Consider the following 26,006-nt stretch of genomic DNA (forward strand, 5'->3'; position numbering starts at 1 on the left):
TGCTTCCTCTCATCCGTAGCAATTACAATCTCAGGTACGTTACCCTCTTGATTATACCGACGTTATCCACAGAAAGATACTATAACGTTAATTATTATATATGTTATTAATTATAAAACTGGCCATCTTTAGCGCCACTACAGCTATTCATCTCAATTACAGCTTGAAATTTTTCCAAAAAAAAGAGGCCCCTCTTGGTGGCCTCTCAATCATCCTTCATTACTGATCTTTTCGTCGAGACTTAAAACCAAAGAACCCAAGGACGCTCAACAGTAATGCCACGCCCCAGACCGGAGAAGTTGCCTTTTCGTCGGTCTGCGGTAAAGTTGTCGCTGCCTGACTATCTGGCTTCGTTGCTAGCTGTTGTGGCGATTGGCTGGCTGTCCCAGTTGGATTACCGGTGACTTGATCGCCTTGACTACCTGTTGATGCATCTGGCTGATCAATCGTTACTTGGCCTTCATCAGAGTCGTTACCATCTGGTTCATCTACGTCAGGATCAGTCGTTACTCCATCACCATCACCTGAATCTTCCACTTTCGCATAGATATACGTTACCGTATCATCACTTGTCCCAAACGTTCCCGAAGCATTACCTGGTGTCGAGACGAGAACATACTTTGTCCCATCTACTGTGGCTGGTGAAGTCGTGTAGGTCTCACCTGGTTTTCCTTTTAGCAGCTGGTCGGCAGCTACTTTGACACCATCAGATGTTTGGAACTGAACCGTTATCGTCACCGTAGTATCCGGTTGTGGATCAACTGGCGGCGTGACAGTCCCACCATCTTTCTTGTAGACGAAGTTCACCGTAATGGCCGCGTCGCCGAATGTCCCACTAGCGTTTGCCGGTATCTTGGTCAGCGTGTACCCTTCAAAACTTTCCACTTCAGCTGCATAACTTTCACCGATCATACCCGTCAACGTCACGGGGTCCTTCAAGGCCGTTCCCTTCTCATCCACGTAATTCACCGTGACCGGCTCGCCTTCATCGGCCAGCACGTACGGCGTAAATAGATTAATCACTCGGCCCGAGTTGCTATCAATATAGGTCGACGTCAGGAAATACGTGTAGGCATTCGGATAGGCATCGTAGCCGGCAAATGGGCTGGTCGTTGGTCCAGGCATTATCTGATCAACAATATTGGTGTAAACGAGTTGATCACCCACCAATTTTGAAGTCCCACCATTGTAGTAGACCTTTGCCTGTGGGTGGTCGTGAATGCCAATCGGAAAGATCGGAATCCCCGTTCGATCACCGGCCACACTCGCCGTCAGGGTCACCCCTTGTGGTGCCTTCATCGGATTAGTCATCGTATAGGTCCGTGTCTTCTTATTGACGTAGACCACTGATTGTTCAACGACTTGGGCATCGTAGTTAAAGCTTTTTGTGTACTGCGACGCCTTCAGCGAAGACAAATCAGCAATACAGTTATTACTGATTTGCAACTGGTTAACTTTAGACAGCCCAGCAATCGGACTAATATCCGAAATCCGGTTGTTCCCCATCTGGATAGAGACCAGATTTTCCAAATGCCGCAATGGACTAATATCCACAATATCGCCACGGAAAGCGTTGTTATGAATATTCAGACTATTATAGAGATCTAACTCAACTAAATTCGTCGCATACTGCAAGCCTTCCAGTGAGAACTCGGTCTTCCCGTCAATGTAGAGTGACACAACAAATGACTGCGCACTTAATTTTTTCAATAGCAACATGTCTTCTTGAGTGACGTCCTTCGCACTAGCCCAGGTGCGATCCTTATTGTCCCGCTTTAATTGTTGCCACACTAAATTTTGTAGTGTCTCGTTAGGCATCCACTGGTCGATATCTGCCTTAACCTGTGGCGTTGCTTTGACCGTCAACGCCACAGGTGCCGCAGCCCGGGCCGTCTTAGAGGCTACTTGGCCGGTAGCCATTGTTGGTGACGTGATTGCTGGTGTTTCCGTGATTGCTGCTGGTGCTGTCGGTGGCGTTAACGCTTCATCAGTTTCCGGTTCTATTGATTCATTTGTGTCAGCGCTTTCATTTTCAGGCACTTCAACTGTGATATCTTCTGCATCTGTAGGCATAACGTCCGTGACCGACTCCACTGGTACATCGGGGGTTACTTCGGTTGTCGTCGGCTGGTCGTTGGCCGTAGTTCTTAATGTTACTTCTTGCGTTTGGGGCGTTGCACCGGTCGTTGCTGCACGATTTGTGTCCGTATCGGTAGTTGTATCTGCATGAGCAGACACTGATTGCGTCCCCAGTAAACCCAGTCCCAGACCGGCCGTAAGTATGCCAGTGTATAGCCAAGGTTTACCGTGTTGGGGGGTATGCCGTGAGTTCGTCATTGTTGCTCCTCCTTAATGATGGCTCAGCTAAAATATCCCGCATTTGTATTCAATTTTTTAAAGTTACACATCCCAGAAGTACGACCCCTTTGGTACCCTCATTATAACCAGAATTATCCGAAATAGCTAGTGAATACGTGTGAAAGTTTACGGGGATGTGTATCGTTTGACTTGTCTAATGTTAATTATCCATTTCACGTAAACCGCTTTTATACCAGCATTTAATCACTTTACGCCTGCATTACCGCATTTTATTCCTGCTCATATTGTCAAAGTTACACAATTCGAGATATGGAAAACAATTACAAAAAAATACTACCCATTTATGGTAGTATTTCCTAGAATTCGAATTGTATAAACTGCTACTTGATCCAAGCCTGTAACCCAGCGGCCAACAGCCCACCAAGGAGTGGCCCAAACATTGGCACCCAAGCGTAGTTCCATTCAGCGGAACTCTTGTTGGGAACGGGTAAGATGGTGTAAGCCAGCCGTGGGCTCCAGTCACGTGCGGGATTGATAGCGAACCCGGTGGTACTCCCCAAGCCCATCCCAATGGTCATGATCAGGATTCCAACGATGAATGGCTTGAGCCCTTGCGTGAAGTCCCCCATATTCAAGAGAATAAAGATGAACGCCCACGTTGCCACAACTTCGGAAATGAAATTAAACAAGGGGTTCTTGATGGCCGGCCGAGTCGCGAAGATGCCAACACTGTTTCCGGCCGCCTCATCCGGTGTTGCTTTGAAATGCGGATAGAACTGAAGGATGGCAATGGCAGCGCCTACAAAAGCACCCAGGAACTGCCCAGCTATGTATGGCAATACGTCTGACCACGGGAAGAAGCCGAATGCCGCAAAACCAATCGTGACTGCGGGGTTCAAATGCCCATCAGAACCGAGCATCCCAGCCACATAGACCCCCATAGTCACCGCCATCCCCCACGCAATACTGACAAACGTCCAGTCACTGCCAGTCGCATAAGACTTTTTGAGGTTGATTCCGGCACCCGTCCCAGTCCCCAACAGGATCAGAATCAAGGTTCCAAAAAACTCTCCTATAAATCCATTCATAAAATGACACCCACCTTGTTATAATTTCGCAATAATTTTTCAAACTATTCATAGTCTACCATAACTCAGAAACAAAGGGGGGCTTGATTTTACGGCCTATCAGTCGGTATTAATATTCCAATAGAATCATCCAAGCCTTGTAATATTACATTAGTCGGTAAAAGCGTAATGCCAATAATATTGGGGCGTAACCATCCTGTAAAACTTCTAGGTTATCTTAGAAGTTGTACTAAAGCGATGACAATTTTACATAAGGGATGGACATTAATCATGCATATGAAGAAGATTGGTTTGGCAATCGCCTTTGCCGCTACACTGGTTCCCGCAATCAGTTTAGGCACAACCACGGCGCACGCCAACAGCACCAACACGATTGTTAGCACCAGCAATATGACCGATACCTCTTACATTCGTAAGAGCGCGACCGGTTGGACCTACAACTTGGGTGGCACTGCTAGCAGCATGACCTTTGGCAAGAAGACCCACTACTTAAAGAACTACCCCAACACGACTTGGCACGCCACCAAGAAACGCTATATCATCAAGAAGAATGGCGTGAAGTACCTCTACTATTACGTCACAAATGGCCGTAAGACGGCATCCGGCTGGATCTGGCATGGCTACCTGCAAAAGAAGAACTACGCCCATACCACCACAACCAGCACGTCAACGACTGGTAACGGGACCTATGCTTCCATTTACAGCCAAGCTAAAGCACTTCTGGGTAAGCCTTACGTTTACGGTGGTAATGGTCCTAGCTCATTCGACTGCTCTGGCTTCACAAAGTACGTCTACAGCAAGGCCATTGGTCAAACGCTTCCCCGGACGGCCCAGCAACAATACAATGCCTACACGCACGTGAGCGCCAAGAACGCCCAACCCGGCGACCTGATCTTCTTTGGAACCAGTACGGGTAACATCACGCACTGTGGGATTTACCTGGGCAACAACAAGATGATCGATGCTCAACTTCGCGGCGTTGTGACTGAAGCCACTAACGTTTCCTGGTGGCATACGGTTGGTTATGCCCGCCCAGCAACTTTAAGTTAATCAGCATTTTGAAGGTCGCGATGTGAGTCGCGGCTTTTTTGATTTCAGGAGACATCCCTACTTCATTCGCAAGTTCTGTTAGTCTTTCAAAGATTAGAGTTGTTTTTTTAAACGTCCCCAATTTGTGATACCCATTATCACTCCGAAAAAGATTCCACCCAGAACAGAGCCCTTAATGTTACCTAATGAAACTAATTGCTGGACAAAATTGTCACCATCGAAGAACCAGTTGAGTAAAGCTTTTAAAAGGTACGTGAAAACTGCAAAGTAAATAGCTTGTCCCAGAGCTGACTTCAGAACGTGCCCCCACGCCATTGGCATATCACTGGCGTCAACTTCATTGTCAGTAAGGTGCGCACGATGACTAGCCATTGCGAGATAGGGACAAATGACTGCCCCGAAAAAAATCGAATTGAATAAGACGATACCGAGAAGTGCGTATTCAGGCGAACTAGTTGCCCAAAAAATAGCGATGATTGGCGGCAATAACAGTGCAGGTACGCACATCATTAGTGCGTTAGTCCCAATACGATTAACTTCCTGACGTTTATATTCGTCAAAATCCCCTGAAATATTGAAAAAGTGTTTTACAACTTGATCACGTAATGTTACCCCTTTTTTCATAATAATTACTCCTCCCAGAATAAATGGTTCAAATCCGTATTAAGGGCCTTTGCCAACCGTATACATAGATCAAGTGACGGATTATATTTATCATTTTCGACTAAATTAATGGTCTGACGGGCAACAGCCACCTGTTTGGCAAGTTGATACTGAGTTAAGCCTGCCACTTTCCGAAATTCTTTGACGCGGTTCACGCAGGTCACCTCTTTTGAAATGTTAGATATATATGACATTTTTAGTATAGAAGCATATCATCCATATGTCAACTATATGTGACTTTTCAAAAAGTAAACGCATGTTCTTTACTAACTACGTGTAAGCCTTAATCACCCTGTCAGAACGTTGTAACAAGTATATCAATTGCCGAATGTGGGCTTTGAAAGCTGTACAAAAAAACTGCCACTCCATCGAGTAGCAGCCTTTATTTACATATTCATTACTATGCTGGTGATACATCCAGGTTCTTGTTGCCACCGTTTAAAATCTTGAAGAAACTAGCCAGTTCCTTCTTCCGATATGCAGCGGGAACGAATTCCCGGATGGTCTCCAAGTCGAAGCCGGTCGCTAACTTGTTGCGGTCAACGACGATCGGATTCTTTAAGATCCCTGGGTTCTTTTGTAAGAGATCCACGAGCTCGTTCATCCCCATGTCTTGCACAGAATCGGGTAAAGCCTTGTAGGCCTTAGAACGGGTAGAGATCAGGTCGTCAGTCCCATCTTCAGTCAGGGACAACATGTATAGAATTTCTTCACGTGTTAAGGGTTGTTTTTTAATGTCACGAGCAGTAAAGATGGCGTCGTGGTTAGCAAGCCACTTCATGGCCTTCGTTACCGCAGTAGTCTTAGCATGAAAGTACATTTTAATCATAGAATCGCCCTCCAATTATCTTCTCTTCGATGAGGTACCAGATTTAGCACTCTTTTGCTGGAGTGCTAATTTATATTTTCATTGTACACCACAATGAGAAATGATGAAACCCATTACCCTCAGCTAAGCTCACCTTTTAATAATTTCGCAAGAATCTTGCAAATCGGTGATTTATCAGCAATCCCGATACAACGGGCTTACAGTAACCTTACCAAGATAATCCAACCTTTCTAGGATAGAAAAATGAAATTTTTATGAATTTGTTAGGGCTTACATTTTTTGAGTCCTCATGAAAGCCTCACGCGTCCTTTTGGTCCAGATTTCTTAAAGGTTGGAAACAGTGTACCATTTTTCATCGATAAAAGTCCTTGATTTGAATCAAAAAAATAAAAAAGACACAATCCCCTAAAATCAGTGAGATTGTATCTTCCTAAAACGATAATCCTATTAAATTATGAATCCAAATCAAAGGCTAATGCCCGCGTCCATAAACCATTGTCCATCTGGTAGTACGTTGACACTTTACCATTGGAATCAGTCCGCTTGACCCGGTGTGTAATCGTCACGCGCCGTTCTGAAATATCAGCGGTCGTACCCTTTTGCTTGGCCAGCATAGAATCGTTGAATGGTTTCGTGTAGACCGGATAAACCTTCATTAGGTTAAATGACCGGTCGTAGCTCTCACTCTTGAACGTGTCAAACGTCAAAGCACCCTTGCGAATCCAGTACTTTTTGGCATTGTCACTCTTACTGAAACGAATCCGGTACCACTTACCTGTATCGGCAGTAGCTCGCATATCAAGGTAGACCCGCTTATTCTTAATGCTCTTCCAGTTGAACTTCAAGATGTTCCAGTTTTTGTGACCCTTGATGTGGTTGTACACAGCATACGTCTTGTACTTAGTCGATAACTGGGCATGTTGCGTGTCCAGACCACTGTAGTACTTTTCAGACTTGTTGGTCTGCTTACGCTTCTTCAGCTTCTGAGAAGTCGTGCTGCTAACTGATGTGGTCGGAATCGTCGGCTTCGTTGTCACTGTCTGCTTCTTGGCCTTTTTGATCGTGTTATTACTGATAGCAATCGTATCGCCAGTCAGTGCGAAGTTACTCTTCACGAAGGAAGCACCCTTCTTCTGCGTGGTGACCTTGTTACCAGTGATTGAGACACCCGTCATTGGGTTGTCTGCGTCCGCACTATCCAAGAAGATGTATTGCTTGGTTGGATTAACGTTGGTAAACGTATTATCTTCAATGTTTAAATTCGACATCTTGTAATCCGATTCGGCGTTGTACAAGTAAATGTAGTTACCGGAACCCAAGACGTGTTGGTTAATAAACTTATTGCCCGTGATCCAAAGGTCAGAAATACCCTTGAAATGAATCGTGGCAACACCATCATCCATCAGTGGTTTAGGATCAACCACCGTGTTGTTGGTAAAGTACACGTTGTGGATAATTCCACCCTTACCATGGGCGTAAACAGCGTGTTCACCAATTGGATTGGGTGCATAGGACTGCACTTGTCCGGACTTCTTTGAGACTGGTAAGAATTGGTTCTTATTGACTCTGACATTGTAGGTTGGGAGGTTATCGTACTGATCGCCAGGGTTCTTGTAAGACATCGCCTTGGCATTTGAGTAGTCGACTTGGATAGCTTCCTTGAAATCTTGTGACCCATTGAACCCAGTGAAGACGGAGTTGGTGATATCGATATCATGACTCCCATCGAGGTCAATGTAGTGGCCAGTCGGTGATTCTGCATTATCGAAGACACAGTTGTCAAACGAAATGTTCGTCGCGTGGTGGACACTCTGGGTGAAAACACTTTGACCCAGCTTCGTATTGTCCCCTTGGAACGTGGCGCCTTCCCATTTGACGTTGCTGATTCCACCGTCGTAACCCGCTTCGGGACTTGGATAAACAAAGTTCACTCGGTTGCCTGAAGTAATCCGGAAAACGGCACCTTTATCAAACTTGAATGTAATGTTTGAATGTAGTTTGATGTTCCCCGCATCAAACACATAGGTCCCCTTCGGTACATGAACCGTGAGATCATCGCTGTCCCACTTGTCCAGCATATCTTGTAATGCCTCGTTGTTCGCCGTCTTGGCATCACCGGTCATCCCTTGATGCTTGGCATTGATCGTTGTCGCCGCCTGGGCAACAACCGTGTTCCCTAATTGTGGTGTTCCTGGAACACCGCTCAGTCCTAGAACAGTTGCCCCCATTGCAACCGTGGCCAGCAACCCGAGTTTTACCCGTAATTTCAAAAAAATCCCCTCCAGTTCCAAATTCTTCCAACAGTTCCATTATAGCTAAGACATTAAAGCGTTGGGTCATCTTAACCTAATTGTCACACGATTGAAAGATTCTAGTCGTAAAGGGGGTTTCTTTTCAATTGTAAATTAAGTTTAATTTATTACATTAATTTAGAAATATCGTCATGCAACCCGTTCAGGCGTTCAACTACTTGACCACGAACAGACGTGTAAACCTTAACACCATCTGGCGTTAACTTCAGATTGTGTTGCCGACGATCAACCGTTGAAGCGATACTTTCAATTAAACCAGCCCGTAATAACCGCGAGATTTGACCGGAAATCATTGACTTAGAAACACCGATCTGGCCAGCAAATTTAGTTGGCGTGAACTCCTCGCGTTGAGTCGTGATAGCATGTAACAGGTTGAATTGTTCCAAGGAAATCGTGATTTCCTCCGTTTTAATCGTTGTTACTGGCCGCATAATCTTTTGGAGTTGGGAAAACCATTCCAAGGATTGGTTTAAATCGTTAGTTTGCGTCATTTTTTGCTTTCTTCCTTTCCAGTTGGGGATTACCAGGTGTGCGGATAAAAAAGATGTTACTATTCTTACCCGCTAACCATTTATTATAACCCTCATTTTCAGCCTTTATGTTACCGATTCATTAATAGTTTATAGCATTACGAATGAAAAAACTAGTGATACGCCATCATTTTGTCATATTTCTTCCAGATTAGAACATTGAATTCAGAAACAGAACCCCGTATGATTAAAGTTAAGAAAAACTAAACGAATAAGGAGCTTGGTATGACAAGAATTAAAATGATTGCGACCAATGTTGATGGCACTTTTTTGACTCAAAAACGGCACTACAACCAGACGCGTTTTGCACATCAATTAATGGCACTCGAGGCCGCTGGTATTCGCTTCGTCGTGGCTAGTGGCAACCACTTGGGTCACCTGCACCGCGTCTTCGCACCAACGCCTGCCGTTCAGACTTTTGTGGCTGAAAACGGCGGTCTGATTGTGGATCACGGTCAAACACTATTTGAGGACGTCATCCCCACGCCGACCGTTCACCAAATCGTGGCCGACATTCTCGCTGACGATACGTTGCGGCCACAGGTATTACGCCTGTCCGGTGCGCATGGAACCTACATCAACCGACGCGACCACCCGAGTGATCCCACGTCTCAGGCCTACTTCTTCAATAACATTGTGCTGGTCGATGACCTCACCAAAGTCGAGGACACTATTTATAAAATCAACGGCGAGTGGCCCAACGACACAATTCAGCGCCTAGCGGACCGGCTAAATCACCGATTCCCCGGTCAAATCAATGCCATGGCTAGTGGTTTTGGCAGTATCGATATCGTGGCAGCTCACATGAACAAGGCCATTGGGGTGACCCGACTAGCGAAGTCCTGGGGGATTGTCCCGGCAGAGATTGCGGCATTTGGTGACAATGATAATGACCGCGATATGCTGGCCCATGTGGGTTTGGGGATCGCTATGCAGAATGGAAGGGACACCGTCAAAGCCGTGGCCGACCTCATCACCCCTGCCGACAATGATCACAATGGCGTTCTCGATATCATCGATTTTATTTTAGCAGGTAAAGTTTAAAGTCAGCTAAACATTTAGCCGTTGACCTAAATCAGGCCGGCGGTTATTTTGGTAACTCGTCCCAAATTAAATTTGCAATCAATTGCCACATTTTTGGTGAAGCGTGCAATTGGCCATGACTCGTCCCCGGGACGTGTATCTCCTGATAGGTGATGGCGCTGCCTGCCAGGATCGGCCGTAGCGCGGTCACCTGATGAACAGGCACTGAACCATCCGTTAAGCGACCTGAGAGCGTCCCATAGACGTTAATCACGGCACCGTGATGACTTACTGGCAAATGATGTCGCGCAGCTCTCAGCCGCTCATAAGCCGCATCAGCGGGGCCGCCAACTTTCCCCTCATTAACTGGTGCTCCCAGTAGAATCAGCCGTCGCAACTGTGGCAACTCCGAGCGGTGCCCGTTCAGTACGAAGGTGTGGACCGCCGCACTGCCCCCCCAGGAATGGGCCACCGCGTTGTATGCCGTCACGCCATAACGGGCTTTCAGTGCCGCCAAAATCGCCGTAAGCCATCTAACTTGTGGCTGATAGTCGCGCGTCAGACTGTGATCAAACAACACTTGAATCAGTGGATTCGTCTCCGTGACCGACCAATCGCCAGCAAAATGGAGGTCCCCGCGCCAATCAACGCGAACCGTTAGAACCTTGTGGCCGTATCCCTGTTGTGCTAACCAGCGTAACAAGCCGTTATAAGTCCACGCGTGACCACCCCACCCAGGAATCAGGAGAGTTGGGACGCTTGAATAGGTTACATCAGTTCGTCGTTGTGCCAGTGGTTGTGGCGCAATAGCTAACTGACTCACCCAACGGTAACTGAGCCAGCCGCCAACAACGATTGTCGGCAACCAATGCCATTTAAGAGTCAATACGTTCCCCCCTAAACTAAACCATTATGCCAGTTATTTTGATTGCGTACAAGTTATATCTGAGTTGCTTAACATTTGTTATGATAAACTGCAATTTAAAAAAATTATCCGCATAAAGTTATCTGGGTTGAGATTACTGTAGTTAAGGGTTTCGTTGCGATAATAATCTAAAAAGGTCACCCGTTTATTGGTTTTCGTCCCAACTATATTTGACAATTGTACGGATAAAAATATAGAATAGAGCCAGAAATGAAAACGCTTTAATCTATAGAAATCGAGGACTTGCTCATGAAAACTGCTACGACGAAATGGGATACTTACCAGAATCAGGCTGTCACCGAATATACGATTGAAAATAAAAATGGCGTCAAACTTGGCATTTTAAGCTGGGGGGCAACGCTACATACGTTATCCGTACCAACTGATAAGGGTGACAAGAACTTGGTGTTATCTTACCATAAAATGGAAGATTATCTGTCCAATCCGTTTTACGTCTGCATGGGAATTGGCCGGATCGGTGGCCGTTTAGGCGGCGGTACCTTCGAAATGGGTGGCAAGACTTACAAAGTCGACACCAACGAAGGTAAAGACACGAACCTTCACGGTGGCCCTCACGGCTTCAACACCGTTAACTGGGATGGCGAAATCGATGACTCCGACGAAAACGAAGCCAAGATTATCTTGAGCCATACTTTCAAATCCAGCGACGATTCCTTCCCTGGCGACATGACTGCCAAGATGATCTACTCTCTGGACAACAACGACCGTGTTAACTTGAAGTTCGAGTCCAACTCAACGGCGCTGACCCTCTTCAATCCAACGTTGCACGTTTACTTCAACTTGAGTGACGACCAATTAATCTCTGGTCAAACGTTACAGATCAACGCCAAGGAACACTTGGAAGTTACTAGCGAAAAGATTCCTACGGGGAACTTCATTCAAAACGCTGGTACCCCATTTGACTTCAGTAATGGTCAAAACTTGGGTGAAGCTATCCGCGGTATGCAAGGGACTAACGAAAAAGGGTTCGATGACTTGTTCCACGTTGAACCCGGTGAGGACAACACGATTGCTGAATTGAGCGATCCACAATCCAACCGTTCCGTGACCATCAAGTCTAGCCGGAATGGGCTGGTCGTCTTCACGGCCAACTCTTTCACCTCTGACATGAAGCTAGCCACTGGTGCCGGTCAACCTTACATGGGGGTTGCTCTGGAAGCACAGACTCTGTCTGATACGCCACACCATCCAAACTTTGGGGACGTGTCCGTACCTGCTGGCGAGACTAAGACTTACCAAATTTCATACGAAGTTAAGTACTAGAAGTGTTAGAAACGCCCCGCTACCCATCGGTAGTGAGGCGTTTTTACGCTAGTCGTAGTGTACCATACCGCCGCGAACGCGAGAAGCACAATCGTTTTATCGCCCAATGGGTTAATGAGCAAAATCGTTGACAGCCTCCGCGGCACCATGTTATGCTGGCAAAACGTAATCATTACTAATTAGATAGAAGGAGATTCCTTAATTCATGGCTAAAAAATCAAAGATTGCAAAAGAAAAAAAGATTGAAGCAACGGTCGCAAAGTACGCTGATCAACGTGCAGAATTAAAGGCCGCGGGCGACTACGCAGCACTGGCCTTACTCCCCCGGAATGCTTCACCCGTCCGGATTCACCATCGCGACCACTTAGATGGCCGGCCACACGCCTACATGCGAAAATTCGGAATGTCCCGGCTTAACTTCCGCCAACTCGCCCATGAGGGAAAGATTCCGGGCGTTAGGAAGGCTAGCTGGTAGAAGAGAGTGAAGCAAGCCGGTTAGATCCTGAGCATTAACGTCATTAAGTGCCCGCTCGGTGGAACCGAGCCGGTGCTTAATGGGGTTAAGCGCAGGGATCTGGCTTGCGCAACTCGTTTCGGAGGCTGCATGTTTCCGGATATATTGGTGAAAATGAGTTTAGCTCTCTAAGCCAAAATAGTCAGTAGCAGCCTCGCCGGGCAGGAGTTATTTAACTTTCTAACGCCTAATCACCCTGTAGCAGTCTCCCCAAACCCAACCAAAAATACAACCCACGTCAACCCTGCCCGCGGCTTCGTTTGACGTGGGTTTTCGTATGCTCTAAACTAAAATCATCATACACAACAAAGGAGTTTTTACCATGACAGAAGTCTTAACGGTCATCCGGGAATTCGACGTATTCGGCAACGCCGGCCAGACCCCCTACGGTATCGATACACCCAAAATCAACGCCCAATTCGTTGGTGTCAGTCCAGCCATGGCGTTTGACGCTAACAACCAACCCAAGCTGGCTCGCGCAAACGAACGCAAACTCCGCGACATTGAGGACGGTCTACGTCACGACTTTCACGACCAGATGGCTGCTTTGGATGGCAACGACCTTGCTCAAAATTTGCAAGCGATTCAGGACCTGATTGCCACTTTCAAATCCCGTCTGGAACAGGACCTGCTCAGCGACAACCAGTTGGCGCTAGAAAGTCTGACCATGAACGGTGAATGGCTGACCTACTGGCAGGATGATGCCCCACTCGTCAAGGCCAAGGCCCAGCAACAAGAAAACTTACCACAAGATTTCTAAGTACTCAAAAAAAAATTACCATCCTTAATGCTCTCTAGCACTAAAGATGGTGATTTTTTATTGCGGTTCAGATTTTAATTCAATAACATGAGGTGAGGCTCTTGCAATCTGGCCGCGTAACTACTGGCTTCGGAACCACACAATGATCCGTGGGCTGGACGGCTTTCGTGTGATTTCATCCACCAACAATTATTTTTTAAAATTAGTCTGTCAGCCAAATCGTCTGCCGACGTGCTTGCCATGCAAAGGTAACATCGTAAGCGAATCCGACTTTTAACCGGCGACAGTAACTAATTTTCAAACTTATTTCACGTCCACTGGCTTGCCGGCCACATCAATCGTCAACGGGTCACCGCTGAGTAACTTGAAGTGAGACCCTTGACCATCGACCGTAACCTCAACCAAGCGACCACGGAAGACTTGCCGGAAGGAATAGCTCGTCCAGTTCTTTGGTAAGAATGGTGCATAGTGGAGTTGACCATCACGAACACGCATGCCGGCGAAGCCTTGCACAACGGCAATCCAGCCACCGGTCATGGCCGTGATGTGCAGACCATCCGTGGTGTCATTGTTGTAGTTGTCTAAGTCCAACCGAGCTGTCCGTTCGTAGAGTTCAACCGCTTTATCTTCATAACCCAAGTCGGACGCTAATACGGAGTGAATGGCTGGTGACAGGCTGGATTCGTGAACCGTCAATGGTTCGTAGAAGTCAAAGTTAGCCTTCTTCTGTTCCGGCGTAAAGTCATCGATGAAGTCCCAGACCCCTTGCAGCACATCCCCTTGCTTGATGTAAGGTGACCGCAAGATCTTATCCCAAGACCAGTGTTGGTTGATTGGGCGTTGGTCGGCTGGAATCGAGCTGGCAGGTTCGATATCCTTGTCGAGGAAGCCATCGTGTTGGACGAAGATGTTCAAGTCCTTATCGTAAGGCAGGTACATCCGATCCACAATATCTTGCCACTGCTTCTTTTCGGCATCGGAAACATTGAGCTTCTTGGCCGTTTCGGCATCGACTTGATCCAGAATTTCCAGGGTGTACTTCAACGTCCACTGTGCCAGGAGGTTGGTATCCCAGTTGTTGTCAACGTTGTTCTCGTATTCATCGGCACCGGTAACCCCGTGGATCATGTACTGGCCGTTACGCTTGCTGAAGTGGACCCGGTCGGCCCAGAAGCGAGACATTTCGGAAAGCACCTTGGCCCCTTCGTGTAAGACATAGGAGGTATCGCCGGTGTAACGGGTGTAGTTGTAGATGGCAAAGGCAATATCACCGTTCCGATGGATTTCTTCAAAGGTGATTTCCCATTCGTTATGGCATTCGATCCCGTCGAACGTCACCATTGGGAACAAGGCACCCTTGAGCCCCTGTTCTTGGGCGTTGATGTAGGCACCATCGAGTTGCTTGTAACGGTACATCAGGAGGTTCCGGGTAACTTCAGGATTCGTGATCCCCAAGTAGACGGGAACGGCGAAGGCTTCGGTATCCCAGTAAGTCGCGCCACCATATTTCTCACCGGTGAAGCCCTTAGGCCCAATGTTCAAGCGGGAATCTTCGCCGTAGTAAGTGGAGAACAGCTGGAACAGGTTGAAACGAATCCCCTGCTGTGAGGCGTCGTCTCCAGCAATTTCAACGTCGGATTTTTCCCAACGGTCAGCCCAGATTTTGGTGTGGGCAGCTAACAAGTCCGCGTAACTTTCGCCGGCGACCTTGTCGCTCAGGTCGTGCATGGCCTGGGTTAATTTTTCTTGCGAATCGTAATCCCGTGAGGTAACAACGATCACGCGCTTCTCTAATTCTGCTGATGCATTGGGAGCAAGGCTGCCCGTGTAGGCGGTCATGACTTCCTTATCGTTCGGTTGGGTCACGGCAACATTGTTAAGGGCCGTTACCACACGCATCTCCATGCCAGAGGTGAAGCGTGGCGTGCCAAATGGGTTCGGCGTGGTCTTCGCAACGATGCTGCCCCGGTCGGCCTGCTGGTCGGTAGCCAGAACATCCCAGAAACGTTCATCATAGTTGGCTTCTTCGTTCATCACATCGGCATCGATGCTTGGCTTTAACGTGATGTCAACGGCTGCGGACCCCAGGTTCTTCACCGTCACCTTTTGGGCGGAAAGTTCTTGCTGACTAACACTCAGGAACCGTTCGAATTTCAAAGCGACGCGGACATCCCCGCGTTCAACCGTAAAGGAACGGGTCAGCACGGATCGGTGCAGATCGAGGTCAAGGGTAAAATCAGAAATCGTATCCTTGGCCAGATCGACTGCGTCTCCATTGAGTTCAACGGGAATCTTAATAAAGTTAACGGCATTGACCACTTTCCCAAAGTACTTGGGATAACCGTTCTTCCACCAGCCGACCCGCGTCTTGTCTGGATACCAGACGCCACCCAAGTAGATGCCTTGGAGGGAATCACCACTGTAGCCTTCTTCAAAGTCGCCACGCATCCCCATGTAGCCATTCCCGATACTGGTCATGGATTCCTGGAGGCGTTTGTCTTTGGGGTCAAAGGTATGGGTGATAACGTTCCACGGTTGTACCTCAAAAATTCGTTTCATGGTGTCATTTCTCCTTTTTATTATTTCTAGGTTGTTTAAGTTCTATTTTACAGATTAAGCTTTAGTTTTACAGAAATTGATGCTGACTTTCTAGCGAAACTAAGCACGGTAAGTTTCCTTGATGGTGAAGACGGACAAGGCACCAATAGCCATGATGATCCCAGCTAACAGGAACATGTTGGCTTGAGCGTGTCCAAATAATGGGAACAACGCGAAGCTGGCTAAGGAAGCTACGATTTGTGGCAAACAGATTGAACCGTTGAACAGGCCCAAGTAAGTCCCCATGTGGGCACCGGATAAGGCGTTGGTGACCATCGTCAGTGGGTAAGTGTTCATAGCAGCCCAAGCAATCCCAACGAGGATAAAGGAAATGATCAATGCGTATTGGCTGTGGACGAAGAAGACGGAAACAAATCCGATGGCCCCTAAGCCCAAGCTTCCGGCATAACCTAACTTGTGGACACTGTTTGGTAACTTAGCTAAGACATATGACCAGATAACAGCAGCAATGGATTGCACGGCGGCTAAGACCCCGTACCAGTTTCCGGCAGCTTGGTAACCAGCAGATGCAGCGTTGGTCGTGTGCCAAACGTTAGAAGCAATGGCCCCAGCGGAGTAAGTCCAGAGGTATTGGAAGGCAACCCAGCAGAAGAATTGAACTAAGGTAACCGTCCAGAAAATCTTAGGTGCTGACTTCAATAGCGTCCACCAGTTCCCACCAGTTTTGTTATCTTCTTTGGAAATCCCATGGTACTTGGCATAAGTATCTGGATCGTATTCCTTGACCCGGAAAATCGTAAATAAACTCGTGATAACTAACAGCACGGCACCAACGTAGAAGGCAACCGTAACCGTCGCAGGTACAACCCCTTTAGCAGCGGTGTTGGCTAAGCCAATCGCAGCGAACAGGAAGGGCAAGATGGCAGCTAAAACGGCACCTGTGTTGGATAAGAAACTTTGAATCCCGTAAGCGTAACTCTTCTGGTCATCGTTGACCATGTCCCCAACCATCATCTTGAACGGTTGCATGGCAACGTTAGAAGACAAGTCCAGGAAGGCCACGGTGATGGCCCCGAAGAGTAAGGCGGCAAGTGACGCATAACCAAAGCCCATGCTCCCGGAGTTCGGCAACAAACACATGACGATAACGGCCACGATAGTCCCTAACAAGAGATAAGGTAATCGCCGACCCCCTAATTTAGGAGCCCAGGTTCTGTCAGAATAATACCCGACAATCGGTTGCACAATCATCCCAGCTAATGGTGGCAAAATGAAGAACCACCCCAAACTGTTTGGGTCGGCCCCAATCGTTTGGAAAATCCGACTCATTTGAGAACTTTGCAGAGTGAAGGCGGTTTGCACCCCCAAGTAACCAAAGTTGATCATCCAAATGGTGCTGGCTGATAATGTCGGTAAACCGTTATGTTTCTTGGCTTCTTCGGCCGATAATGATTCGTCTGCCATGATCCAAAAACCTCCTCAGGTTAATTTCAAATTTAATAATTGCTAAGTAATTACTCATCGCGTAAATTCATTATGGCACCGCTTACATCCAAATGCAACCGTTTGCGCAAAAGTTTCTTCGTGCACCTTTTCACACCTGACAGTTTAAAAAGGCCCGGTTGTGGGATTTCTCTCCCGCAAACCAGGCCCTGATTTTTTATTTAATTTCGTAAGGAATTCTGATTTGTTTGGGTGCGTTTGCATCCTCAGTCTGCCGATCGCCAAACAACAGGCTAACCGTGGCCGACCCCATCTTCTCGGGGAATAGATTGATGGAATGCAGATTTGCATCCGTCAGGCCGGTTGGCAACGAGTGGTTGTAACTGACCACTGGAAAATGGCTGACGGCATACTGTTCACGCACGAGCCGGTAGAACTCAATGGCGTTGAAGTCATCGGTCGCCATGATCCCGTCAATTTCAGGATGATGCTTGATAAACGACTGGGCGTACTCAAGGTCGCTGAGCTTACAGGTGAGTGGCTCCACGTTAAATTGAGCCGCCACGCGCTCGTAGCCTTGGCGCCGCTGCCGTTCGTAGCCCCAGTCATGACCAGATTCAACGAAGACGGGATGCTTTACGGCCAATTGGTCTAGGAGGTAGGCTGCCCCACCGATGCCGGCTTCCAGGTTGTCGTTATCCACGAAGTAATCGTGGGCCCCATCGACCGGTTCCCCAATCGTCACAAAGTGCAGGTGCTTGTCGCGCAGGAAGGCTGCGACAGGATCATTCTGATCTACGTAGAGCAATACAAAGCGTTTGATCTTCCCCTGAGCCACCATGGACTTCACGTTCTCTAGCAACGCATCAGCCGTCTTGCTAATGGCTACGGACAGCACGTACTGGCGCTTCATTAGTTCGGTGTTGATACCCCGTAGAATGTCGATGTAGAACGGGTTGTCGGTCGAGTTACGGTCGGAAGTGGGAAACACGACCCCCACCGCATTGGCCTCGCCAGACGTCAGGTTCTTGGCATTATAATTTGGCCGGTAGCCCTCGGCTGCGGCCAACGCCTGAATCCGTTTCCGGGTAGCGGCGCTGATACGTGGATTATTATTCAATGCCCGGGAGGCTGTGGAAACCGAAACGCCCGCCTTAGCGGCAATATCACGGATTGTTAACATCTCTTCAAAAGCTCCTTATGCGCTTGACTGTATAGTTCCTAATGAACCAAATCTTACCATAGATACCGACCGATTAAAACAGTTCACCCGCCAATCATCTGAAATTGGTCTATGTTTACCAGTTTGAGGGTTACCTGCTGTCGCCTCCGGCTAGAGTAAATGTTAACTTTCATACAGGCTAACTTACCTGTCCCAATAACTGAGATTAACCTGGAGACGATTACTAACTTTGAAATTTCAAAACGAGATATTAGCGATTGAAATATTTTGTATTGAGTCAACCGTGAGTGAAAGTACATCATCGTTTTACTTAGATTCAAAAAATGCCGTTTACCGACGATCACACTTACTTATCGGTAAACGGTATTTTAATAGTCTATTTCAAGTATTCAAACGCACTCAGTTAAGCTTTTTTCTCATGGTGCCCACCCAACCCGACTGGCGGGTTCATTGGCAATGTTGTCACAAACTGACTCCCATGTGGATAATTAGCTTTCACAGCAATGTTGCCGTGATGGAGGTTCACAATCCAGTGGGCAATCGATAAGCCTAGCCCGTTACCACCGGTCTGACGGCTCCGGGAGCTGTCGACGCGGTAGAATCGGTCGAAGATTCGTTTCCGTTCATCTTCGCTGACACCAATACCCTGATCGGCAACAATCAGTTGCCACTTGCGGCCAACGACCTTAGCCGACAGCGTGATCGTACTGCCCTTGGGCGAGTATTTCAAGGCGTTGTCGATTAAAATATTCATCAGTTGATGGATCAGGTTCTGGTCTAACGTCGCGCTAAAATCCACGACCGGTGCTAGTACTAATTGCTTGCCCTGACTAGCCGCAATTTCCGTGTAGGGTTCCACCGTGTGTTGCAAGAATGACGCCACGTGTGTATTCTCAAAGTTCGTCTGCAGCGTATTGGAATCCGACCGCGCCAGCGCCAACAGATCCTGTGTCAGCTTCTGGAGCCGCTGACTCTCACTATTGGCTATTGCAATATTTTCCGCCTGATCGATAATTTTATCGTTAGGCTTGGTCAGTAAGAGTTCCAATTTGTTCTGAATAATCGTCAACGGGGTTCGCAGTTCGTGCGCCGCATTACCTACGAATTCTGTCTGGCGGCCCCACGACTTCAAGATTGGCCGCATGGTCAGGCGTGACATCCAGATACTCATCAGAATCGACAATAGCCAGAAGACGCCCATCGTAATCAACAATACCCGCGTAAAATTACTCATCGCGGCCTTCTGCGGATCGATGTTCTCCATGATCAACAGGTACTTGCCTGCCACTAACTTATCCGAATTGCTCTTGGGGACTTTAACCAATAACGTCCGGAAATTATACTTGCCACCCACCTGAATCGTGTGCAGCTGGCCGACCTGCGACTTATCCAACGTGATATTCTTCAAAGTATCGTAGCGTGACCCCAATTGCGCGTGATTGGTAATTTTGCCCGCGTCGTTAAAGATTAGGGTGGTCGTCATGAACGGATGAATCGCCTTGCCAGCCTGCACCTGTTTGCCGGGCTGTTTGCCCTGAACCATCGGTTTTTTCGTCAACATACCGCCATTCAACCGAGAAGACCGTTCGACCCGTAAAGCCTGGTCGGTGCTGGTCAGCATCGCGTTGCGGAATAACACGAAAACGATGACCCCCAAGAGAACGAAGATGATGGTGAATCCAATGAAATTATTAACAAATAATCGCCACTGTTGGGCGCGATTAACCTTATTGCTCATCTGGAGCCTCCACAATGTATCCCGCATTACGGATGGTCCGCAACGACAGGTCACTGCCGGCATTCTTGAGCTCCTTTCGCAGGTTACTCATGTAGACTTCAACGACGGAGAGACTGGTCTCGGAATCGAAGCCCCACAACCGGTTAAAGATCTGTTCCTTCGTGATGATTGTACCAGGATTGGCTACCAAATAAGCCAGCAAATCAAACTCGCGACCCTTCAGCGTCAGTGGTTCCCCTTTAAACGTGGCTAAGTGCTTACTGGTGTTGATTTCTAGCTGACCGAGGCTAATGACATCGGTACTGTTCAAATGGCCTGTCCGCTTCAATAACGCCTTCATCCGGGCCAATAGTTCTTCCCGATGGAACGGCTTGGTCACGTAATCATCGGCCCCATCATTAAAGCCCCGCAACTTATCGGCAATCGTATCCTTCGCCGTCAGAATAAGCACCGGCGTCTTGATATCCTTGTTGCGGATATGCAGCAGAAGATCTAACCCACTCTCACCAGGTAGCATCAGGTCCAAAATAATCGCATCAAAGACCCCTTGGCTGGCCAAAAACTCACCCTGTTCACCATCAAATGCGGTGGTAGTTTCACAAATCGGTTTAATTAATTCGACAATGTCCGCGGATAGTTCACGTTCATCTTCCACGACTAACACTTTAGCGGTAGTACTCAACGGGCATTCCTCCTTTAGTTTTTTTCAAAAATTAAATCACATAATTAATTTAGTAATATCTTGCCAGATGTGGATCTCAGCCCGAAACAAGCAAGCTGTCTTATCCCAGCAATCAACGCTAGCATAGTCTAAGCGTACCACGAACTTATTGTCACCAAGACACACCCTGCTATTATTTAGCCTAACCTTAAAAATCTAGTCAGAGATACCAATGAACACCTGCCTATGGCTGCTAAACTCACAGTCATGGTGAAACGCTGTGTAAGCCGTGAGGGTGAGGCAAATCAACCAAGCCATGGGAATTCTCTTAACGGTGTTCTTTACCGCTTAGAGAATTGGTGCCTTTGAAACTCGAACTTTGAGGTTCAAAGCAAGCCTGGAGACCGCTCTGTGGCTCCGGGCGTCCGCCCATAGCGTCACGGTTGATTTATTTGCCTCGCCCGGCAAGGCGCAAGTCACACCAGTCCCATCACCATAAACATCACTATTTGAACATCCACAGGTAACACCCAACATTAACTAAAATCATAGTCTACTAGATTAACGATAACGCAACCTTAAGTTATTTTCCTTACCAAAGTCTAAGTTTATCCGAAGTTTAGCACGTTCTTTGCCGCAATACCCGGGATTTAAGGTAAACTTTTCTCCAAGCACAGAGAATGTTATCCTATTAGGGTCAGACATTTTGATTGTCATCAACGGAGGGGTTTTCATGGAGCAACATCACAACACCTTGGCGCAGTTAAGAGCTAGCCGTTGGGTGTATTTGGGGGCATTTTTAATTCCGCTGGTCATCACGTGTGTGGTCTTCTGGCAACTGAAGATTACGCCATTTGGCAAGCATAGTCTGTTGTTTAGCGACACGGGCGCACAGTACGTTCCAATCCTGGAGTATCTGCGCTCGACCGTGACGCACGGGCAGTTCCACCTATTTTCATTTGCTTTGGGGACGGGTAGTAGCATGGTACCATTACTGACCTACTACGTGATTAGCCCGTTTAATCTTTTGATTCTTCTCTTTCCAGCGGCACAGTTACCGACTGCGATTGCTTGGATCGTCATCTTAAAAATTGGTACGATTGGCTTGACCATGGCGATTTTCCTGCGCCACGCATTCCTGCGTAGTGGTTGGTCACTCCTGCTGTTCTCAACCGCCTTTAGCCTGTGTGGCTTTGTGGCCATGTATTTCTACGACATCATGTGGTTAGACGCCCTGATTTGGCTACCAATTGTGGCTTTAGGGCTCCACCGAATTGTCAGTTCGCACCATTTTGGCCTCTATACTGCGAGCCTAACGCTGACCATTCTGTCCAATTATTACCTGGGCTACATGACCTGCCTGTTTTCACTGATGTACTTCATCTACTTGACGGTGGAACACCAACCGGTGCCCACCCCATTCAGGGAAACGTGGCGGATGCACTGGCCGGCGATTCGACAGTTTATCTTTGGCTCGCTACTGGCCGGCATGATGTCAATGATTGTCCTGATTCCAACGGCCTTGGGTATGTTACAAACGGGGAAGAGCAATTTCTTCGTGGATAACTACCTACCTACACCGCTGTTTGGACCAGAAGTGCTCGCCCAGTTCGGGATGGGGACGACTGATTTCACGTCACATCTCTACCACGCACCGAGCCTATTTATGGGGACACTGATGTTTCTCCTACTGATTGTCTACTTCGTGTCACCGAAGATCAAGGCGGTCGAAAAGACACGGACGATGTGGTTACTGATTGCGATGGGCTTGAGCCTGTTCCTGACAGTGTTCAACACCATCTGGCACATGATGCAACAACCAGCCGGTTTTCCGTTCCGAAACGTCTACTTTTTCACCTTCTTAGCCATCGTCACGGCATATCGGGCCTGGCAAACGCATCCCGACCAAACCATGAACGATCCGCAGAAGATTCTCGCCCTGTTGTGGGGTGCCGGACTGTTGACGATTGGTTTCGTCTCAGCACAATTTCTCCCCAAACTGTGGGAGAAACTTTCGCCAAGCTACAACAACGATCTCTACCTCAACAGTCAGCCCAATTTCCACTTACTGTGGTTGGCGTTAGGTCTGTTGTTACTCAACACCATGCTGATATTTGTGACCGAGTGGCGACCGATTCGAATCGGCCTGCTGGGCCTGATCATCTCCTGTGAGCTGGGTGGAAACTTCTTCATTGCCACACACGGGATGGACTTCGGGTCCGAGACCAAGTTCGAGAAATATTTCAAAAAAGATTCTGCCATTCTCAATAAAATCGATGCCTCTTCGACCAAATTCAACCTACACCGGGTCGACTACCTGCATTCGACCATTGGCAATGCCTACACTGGACAATATAACCACTACAACGATCCACTGATGTTCGACTACGCCGGGCTAAGTTCCTACTCGTCTACGCTGGATGAACAGTCGCGGGTCTTCCAACACGATCTGGGCTACTTCAGCCCTAATGTGCGCCGGATCAGTGCGCAGGGTTACACGCACCTGACGGATACGTTGTTTAGCGTGAAGTACCGGTTGAATGCCGATAACAAGCATCCTGTGACCCGCTTGAATTCATACGCCGGTCTCGGATTTGCCGTACCAAGCAAACTAGCCGACGTGCAGCTTCGCGACCAGACGGCGCTGTTCAATCAGCAGATGATTCTCGATGCCTTGGGTGCACAGCCGAACACGTTCGCTCGTACAACGGTCATGGATATTTCCACCCACAAGGCTACGGCTAAGGAAGTAGCCAGAGCCGCGGCAAAACGTAATCGTCATCAGGGGCCACGGTACGTGCAGACGTTTAAGCTCCGAGTTAACGCGACCGGACTTTTGCACGCTTACTCGCCATCGGCCAACGTCATCTACTCCAGCCTGTTGGTCAACGGCAAGAAAGCTAAACCGCTGATTAATGCCGATGGCACGCGCTACGTCTTCAAGCTGGGACAACATACGAAAGGTGAAATCGTGACGGTCAGCTACATTACGTCGCGTCCACAGGCTGGTTACGATAACGAATTCGTTTCGTTAGACCAGGCTAAGTACGTCAAGCTGGCGCAAAGTCTGAAGCAACAACGCTTCAAGCTGGATCGCAAAAGTGGTGTCACCTGGTTATCGGGACACGTCACGGGGTCGACGCAACGGCGCTTGCTCTACGTGTCGATTCCCGATACGCCGGGGTGGCACGCCACCGTCAATGGCAAACCGGTCAAGATTCGTTCAGCCATGCATGCCCAGTCAATCATCCCCGTGGTTAAGAACTACCGCGGTATGATTGGTGTTCCGATCCACGTGGGTAAGAATCACGTGATTCTGAAGTACACCACGCCCGGGCTGACGGCTGGCACCCTGCTAAGTGCCTTGGGAGCTGCCATCTTCGTCTTCCTGCTGATTGCCGGGGAATGGTTACGACCATTACGACGGCGCAGGGCACAGCGTGAAACAGACCGCATCTAACTTTAGATTTTGCCAGAGGGTCAGCTCAAATTGAGTTGACCTTCTTTTTTGCCCTCCACTTATTACTAATTATTACTAATGTAATTTTCGGGAAATTTGTCTCATCTTTTTGTAAAAAATCGTTTTAACCATGAATCTATTATTCACTATAACCATCAAAAAAAGGACGACCACAATGCGGTCGCCCCTGATATCTATCTAACTTTTCTACCCTATTCTGACGGTCGTACCTTAGAACGATCAACCTCACCGCGATGGGCTCGGTTCATCGTGACCCGTAACAAGAACGGCGCAACCAGCGTCGCAATGATGATTGCTGCCACAATAGCCGAGTACCGTACCGGTGACATCAGCTTTGCCGTAAACCCAATCTGAGCAATGATCAAGGCCATTTCACCCCGCGAGACCATCCCGGCACCGACCGCCGTGGAACTATCTAGCGAAAAGCCGGCCATCTTGGCACCGGCTCCGGCACCAACCAACTTGGTCAGGACGGCCACCACGGTCAGCACCGCGATGAATCCGATCTGCTTGCCCAGGCCGTTGAAGTCCATGTTCAGACCGATGCTGACGAAGAATACGGGGATAAATAACGCATAACCGATGGGCTCGATGTGCCGATCGACAGTGGATTTCGCACTGGTTTGTGAGATCGCGATCCCGGCAAAGAATGCCCCAACCACATCGCTCAGGCCAACTAATTCAGCCACGTAAGCCATCCCGAAACACAGGATGATGGCCATCAGCGTCTGCCCCATCGGAATCATCAGGCGGTCACCGATTTTTGCCATGTACGGTGCGACCCAACGGACTACGAAGTAGATGGCAGCAAAGTAAACGACCTCCTCAATCGTCGTCAGCAGTAAACTCCCGGAAGCCGCAGCGGTATCGCCCACGGCAGTCCCGGTGGTAGAGACCAGCACACTCAAAATGATGACGGCCAGCACATCATCGACGACAGCGGCCCCCAGGATTGTGGTGCCTTCCCGGCTATTCAGCGCGTTCATTTCCTTCAAAACTTCTACGGAAATTGACACGGAGGTAGCCGCGAAGATCACACTGATGAAAAGGCTCTCCGTGGTACCGAGGTGGTACAGTATCCCCACTAGATACGTCCCAATTACTGGAATCAGGACCCCCATCAACGCCACGAGCACACTGGGCTTCAGGTAACGTTTCAGGAGCTTTAGATCACTCTCCAATCCCGCAATAAACATCAGAATAATGACACCCAGTTCGGCGTAGCTCTCCAGAACGTGCGTCAAACTGATCCAACCTAACATGGCCGGGCCAATGATGACCCCCACCAAGAGTTGCCCGATGACGGCTGGGATTCCGATGCGCGTACTGTAATGGCCGACAATCGTTGTTGCTAATAAAATTAACGTTAAGTTTCTTAAGAGTTCCACGAGTAGCCTCCTTTGTTTGACAAATCTATTAAAATTCCTATATGGTTGGTTTTGTCTGTCGATCTGGTCCCCCAATAGCTGACCATTTTACCCCAAGCAGCTAAAAAGCGACCGCTTCAAAACGGCCCTCCCAACCCAAGGAGAACACTATTCTTGAAAGCAGTCGCTTCAACCATCTTTAATTTAATTAGTTTATATTATACAGAAGAACGGGGTCCACCGCAACCCAACCGCACCAGGCCGGATACTTCAGCCC

At 48.1% G+C, this 26,006-nt stretch carries 20 protein-coding genes; 6 read left to right on the forward strand and 14 right to left on the reverse strand.

Annotated features, from left to right (window positions below):
* Positions 1 to 219: 219 nt before the first annotated feature.
* Together EKM73_RS04980 and EKM73_RS04985 are read right to left on the reverse strand one after the other, a co-directional pair.
* A complete protein-coding gene (locus EKM73_RS04980; protein ID WP_125700884.1) occupies positions 220 to 2,337 on the reverse strand; it encodes a MucBP domain-containing protein in 2,118 nt (705 codons plus the stop codon).
* A gap of 362 nt (positions 2,338 to 2,699) precedes the next feature.
* Positions 2,700 to 3,407: an MIP/aquaporin family protein gene (locus EKM73_RS04985; protein WP_125700885.1), complete on the reverse strand. Its 708-nt coding sequence runs from the start codon at positions 3,405 to 3,407 to the stop codon at positions 2,700 to 2,702.
* A 237-nt stretch (positions 3,408 to 3,644) separates the two neighbouring features.
* On the opposite strand from EKM73_RS04985, the gene EKM73_RS04990 reads away from it, so the two are divergent.
* Positions 3,645 to 4,457 (forward strand): C40 family peptidase, encoded by an 813-nt coding sequence (locus EKM73_RS04990; RefSeq protein WP_225421292.1) that lies wholly within the window; start codon positions 3,645 to 3,647, stop codon positions 4,455 to 4,457.
* A 93-nt stretch (positions 4,458 to 4,550) separates the two neighbouring features.
* Here EKM73_RS04990 and EKM73_RS04995 read toward each other — a convergent pair whose 3' ends face one another.
* From EKM73_RS04995 to EKM73_RS05015, 5 genes are all read right to left on the reverse strand, one after another.
* Complete coding sequence (locus EKM73_RS04995) at positions 4,551 to 5,081, reverse strand: DUF3278 domain-containing protein (protein ID WP_125700886.1); 531 nt, start codon at positions 5,079 to 5,081, stop codon at positions 4,551 to 4,553.
* 5 nt (positions 5,082 to 5,086) lie between these two features.
* Complete coding sequence (locus EKM73_RS05000) at positions 5,087 to 5,275, reverse strand: helix-turn-helix transcriptional regulator (protein ID WP_125700887.1); 189 nt, start codon at positions 5,273 to 5,275, stop codon at positions 5,087 to 5,089.
* Between the two features lie 245 nt (positions 5,276 to 5,520).
* Entirely contained in the window at positions 5,521 to 5,949 is a 429-nt protein-coding gene (locus EKM73_RS05005; RefSeq protein ID WP_125700888.1) for a Spx/MgsR family RNA polymerase-binding regulatory protein, read from the reverse strand.
* A 452-nt stretch (positions 5,950 to 6,401) separates the two neighbouring features.
* Positions 6,402 to 8,219, reverse strand: a complete 1,818-nt coding sequence (locus EKM73_RS05010; protein WP_125700889.1) for a glycoside hydrolase family protein — start codon at positions 8,217 to 8,219, stop codon at positions 6,402 to 6,404.
* Between the two features lie 149 nt (positions 8,220 to 8,368).
* On the reverse strand, positions 8,369 to 8,752 hold the full coding sequence (locus tag EKM73_RS05015) for a MarR family winged helix-turn-helix transcriptional regulator (RefSeq protein WP_125700890.1): 384 nt from the start codon (positions 8,750 to 8,752) through the stop codon (positions 8,369 to 8,371).
* Between the two features lie 264 nt (positions 8,753 to 9,016).
* On the opposite strand from EKM73_RS05015, the gene EKM73_RS05020 reads away from it, so the two are divergent.
* The gene (locus EKM73_RS05020; RefSeq protein ID WP_125700891.1) at positions 9,017 to 9,835 is read left to right on the forward strand and encodes an HAD family hydrolase; all 819 of its coding nucleotides are present in this window, start codon (positions 9,017 to 9,019) and stop codon (positions 9,833 to 9,835) included.
* A 43-nt stretch (positions 9,836 to 9,878) separates the two neighbouring features.
* Here EKM73_RS05020 and EKM73_RS05025 read toward each other — a convergent pair whose 3' ends face one another.
* Positions 9,879 to 10,700, reverse strand: coding sequence for an alpha/beta fold hydrolase (locus EKM73_RS05025; RefSeq protein WP_125700892.1), 822 nt, complete (start codon positions 10,698 to 10,700; stop codon positions 9,879 to 9,881).
* Positions 10,701 to 10,988: 288 nt separating this feature from the next.
* Between EKM73_RS05025 and EKM73_RS05030 the strand changes: the two genes are divergently transcribed.
* The 3 genes from EKM73_RS05030 (at position 10,989) to EKM73_RS05040 (ending at position 13,297) form a co-directional block, all read left to right on the forward strand.
* Positions 10,989 to 12,023 (forward strand): aldose epimerase family protein, encoded by a 1,035-nt coding sequence (locus tag EKM73_RS05030; protein ID WP_125700893.1) that lies wholly within the window; start codon positions 10,989 to 10,991, stop codon positions 12,021 to 12,023.
* A 205-nt stretch (positions 12,024 to 12,228) separates the two neighbouring features.
* Positions 12,229 to 12,498, forward strand: a complete 270-nt coding sequence (rpsN, locus tag EKM73_RS05035) for a 30S ribosomal protein S14 (protein ID WP_020088692.1) — start codon at positions 12,229 to 12,231, stop codon at positions 12,496 to 12,498.
* Between the two features lie 361 nt (positions 12,499 to 12,859).
* Positions 12,860 to 13,297, forward strand: a complete 438-nt coding sequence (locus tag EKM73_RS05040) for a hypothetical protein (protein ID WP_125700894.1) — start codon at positions 12,860 to 12,862, stop codon at positions 13,295 to 13,297.
* Between the two features lie 303 nt (positions 13,298 to 13,600).
* On the opposite strand, the gene EKM73_RS05045 is transcribed toward EKM73_RS05040, so the two are convergent.
* The 5 genes from EKM73_RS05045 to EKM73_RS05065 all read right to left on the reverse strand — a co-directional run bounded on the left by EKM73_RS05045 (position 13,601) and on the right by EKM73_RS05065 (position 20,902).
* The gene (locus EKM73_RS05045) at positions 13,601 to 15,856 is read right to left on the reverse strand and encodes a glycoside hydrolase family 65 protein (RefSeq protein ID WP_125700895.1); all 2,256 of its coding nucleotides are present in this window, start codon (positions 15,854 to 15,856) and stop codon (positions 13,601 to 13,603) included.
* Positions 15,857 to 15,955: 99 nt separating this feature from the next.
* Positions 15,956 to 17,320, reverse strand: coding sequence for an SLC45 family MFS transporter (locus EKM73_RS05050; protein WP_125700896.1), 1,365 nt, complete (start codon positions 17,318 to 17,320; stop codon positions 15,956 to 15,958).
* Between the two features lie 196 nt (positions 17,321 to 17,516).
* A complete protein-coding gene (locus tag EKM73_RS05055; protein ID WP_125700897.1) occupies positions 17,517 to 18,482 on the reverse strand; it encodes a LacI family DNA-binding transcriptional regulator in 966 nt (321 codons plus the stop codon).
* Positions 18,483 to 18,885: 403 nt separating this feature from the next.
* Positions 18,886 to 20,220 (reverse strand): sensor histidine kinase, encoded by a 1,335-nt coding sequence (locus EKM73_RS05060; RefSeq protein ID WP_125700898.1) that lies wholly within the window; start codon positions 20,218 to 20,220, stop codon positions 18,886 to 18,888.
* On the reverse strand, positions 20,210 to 20,902 hold the full coding sequence (locus EKM73_RS05065; protein ID WP_125700899.1) for a response regulator transcription factor: 693 nt from the start codon (positions 20,900 to 20,902) through the stop codon (positions 20,210 to 20,212). Before EKM73_RS05065 ends, EKM73_RS05060 begins: the two co-directional genes overlap by 11 nt.
* A 712-nt stretch (positions 20,903 to 21,614) precedes the next feature.
* Between EKM73_RS05065 and EKM73_RS05070 the strand changes: the two genes are divergently transcribed.
* Positions 21,615 to 24,341 (forward strand): YfhO family protein, encoded by a 2,727-nt coding sequence (locus EKM73_RS05070; protein WP_125700900.1) that lies wholly within the window; start codon positions 21,615 to 21,617, stop codon positions 24,339 to 24,341.
* 212 nt (positions 24,342 to 24,553) lie between these two features.
* On the opposite strand, the gene EKM73_RS05075 is transcribed toward EKM73_RS05070, so the two are convergent.
* The gene (locus EKM73_RS05075; protein ID WP_125700901.1) at positions 24,554 to 25,750 is read right to left on the reverse strand and encodes a cation:proton antiporter; all 1,197 of its coding nucleotides are present in this window, start codon (positions 25,748 to 25,750) and stop codon (positions 24,554 to 24,556) included.
* Positions 25,751 to 26,006: the final 256 nt, after the last annotated feature.

Source organism: Levilactobacillus fuyuanensis (assembly GCF_003946395.1).
GTDB lineage: Bacteria > Bacillota > Bacilli > Lactobacillales > Lactobacillaceae > Levilactobacillus > Levilactobacillus fuyuanensis.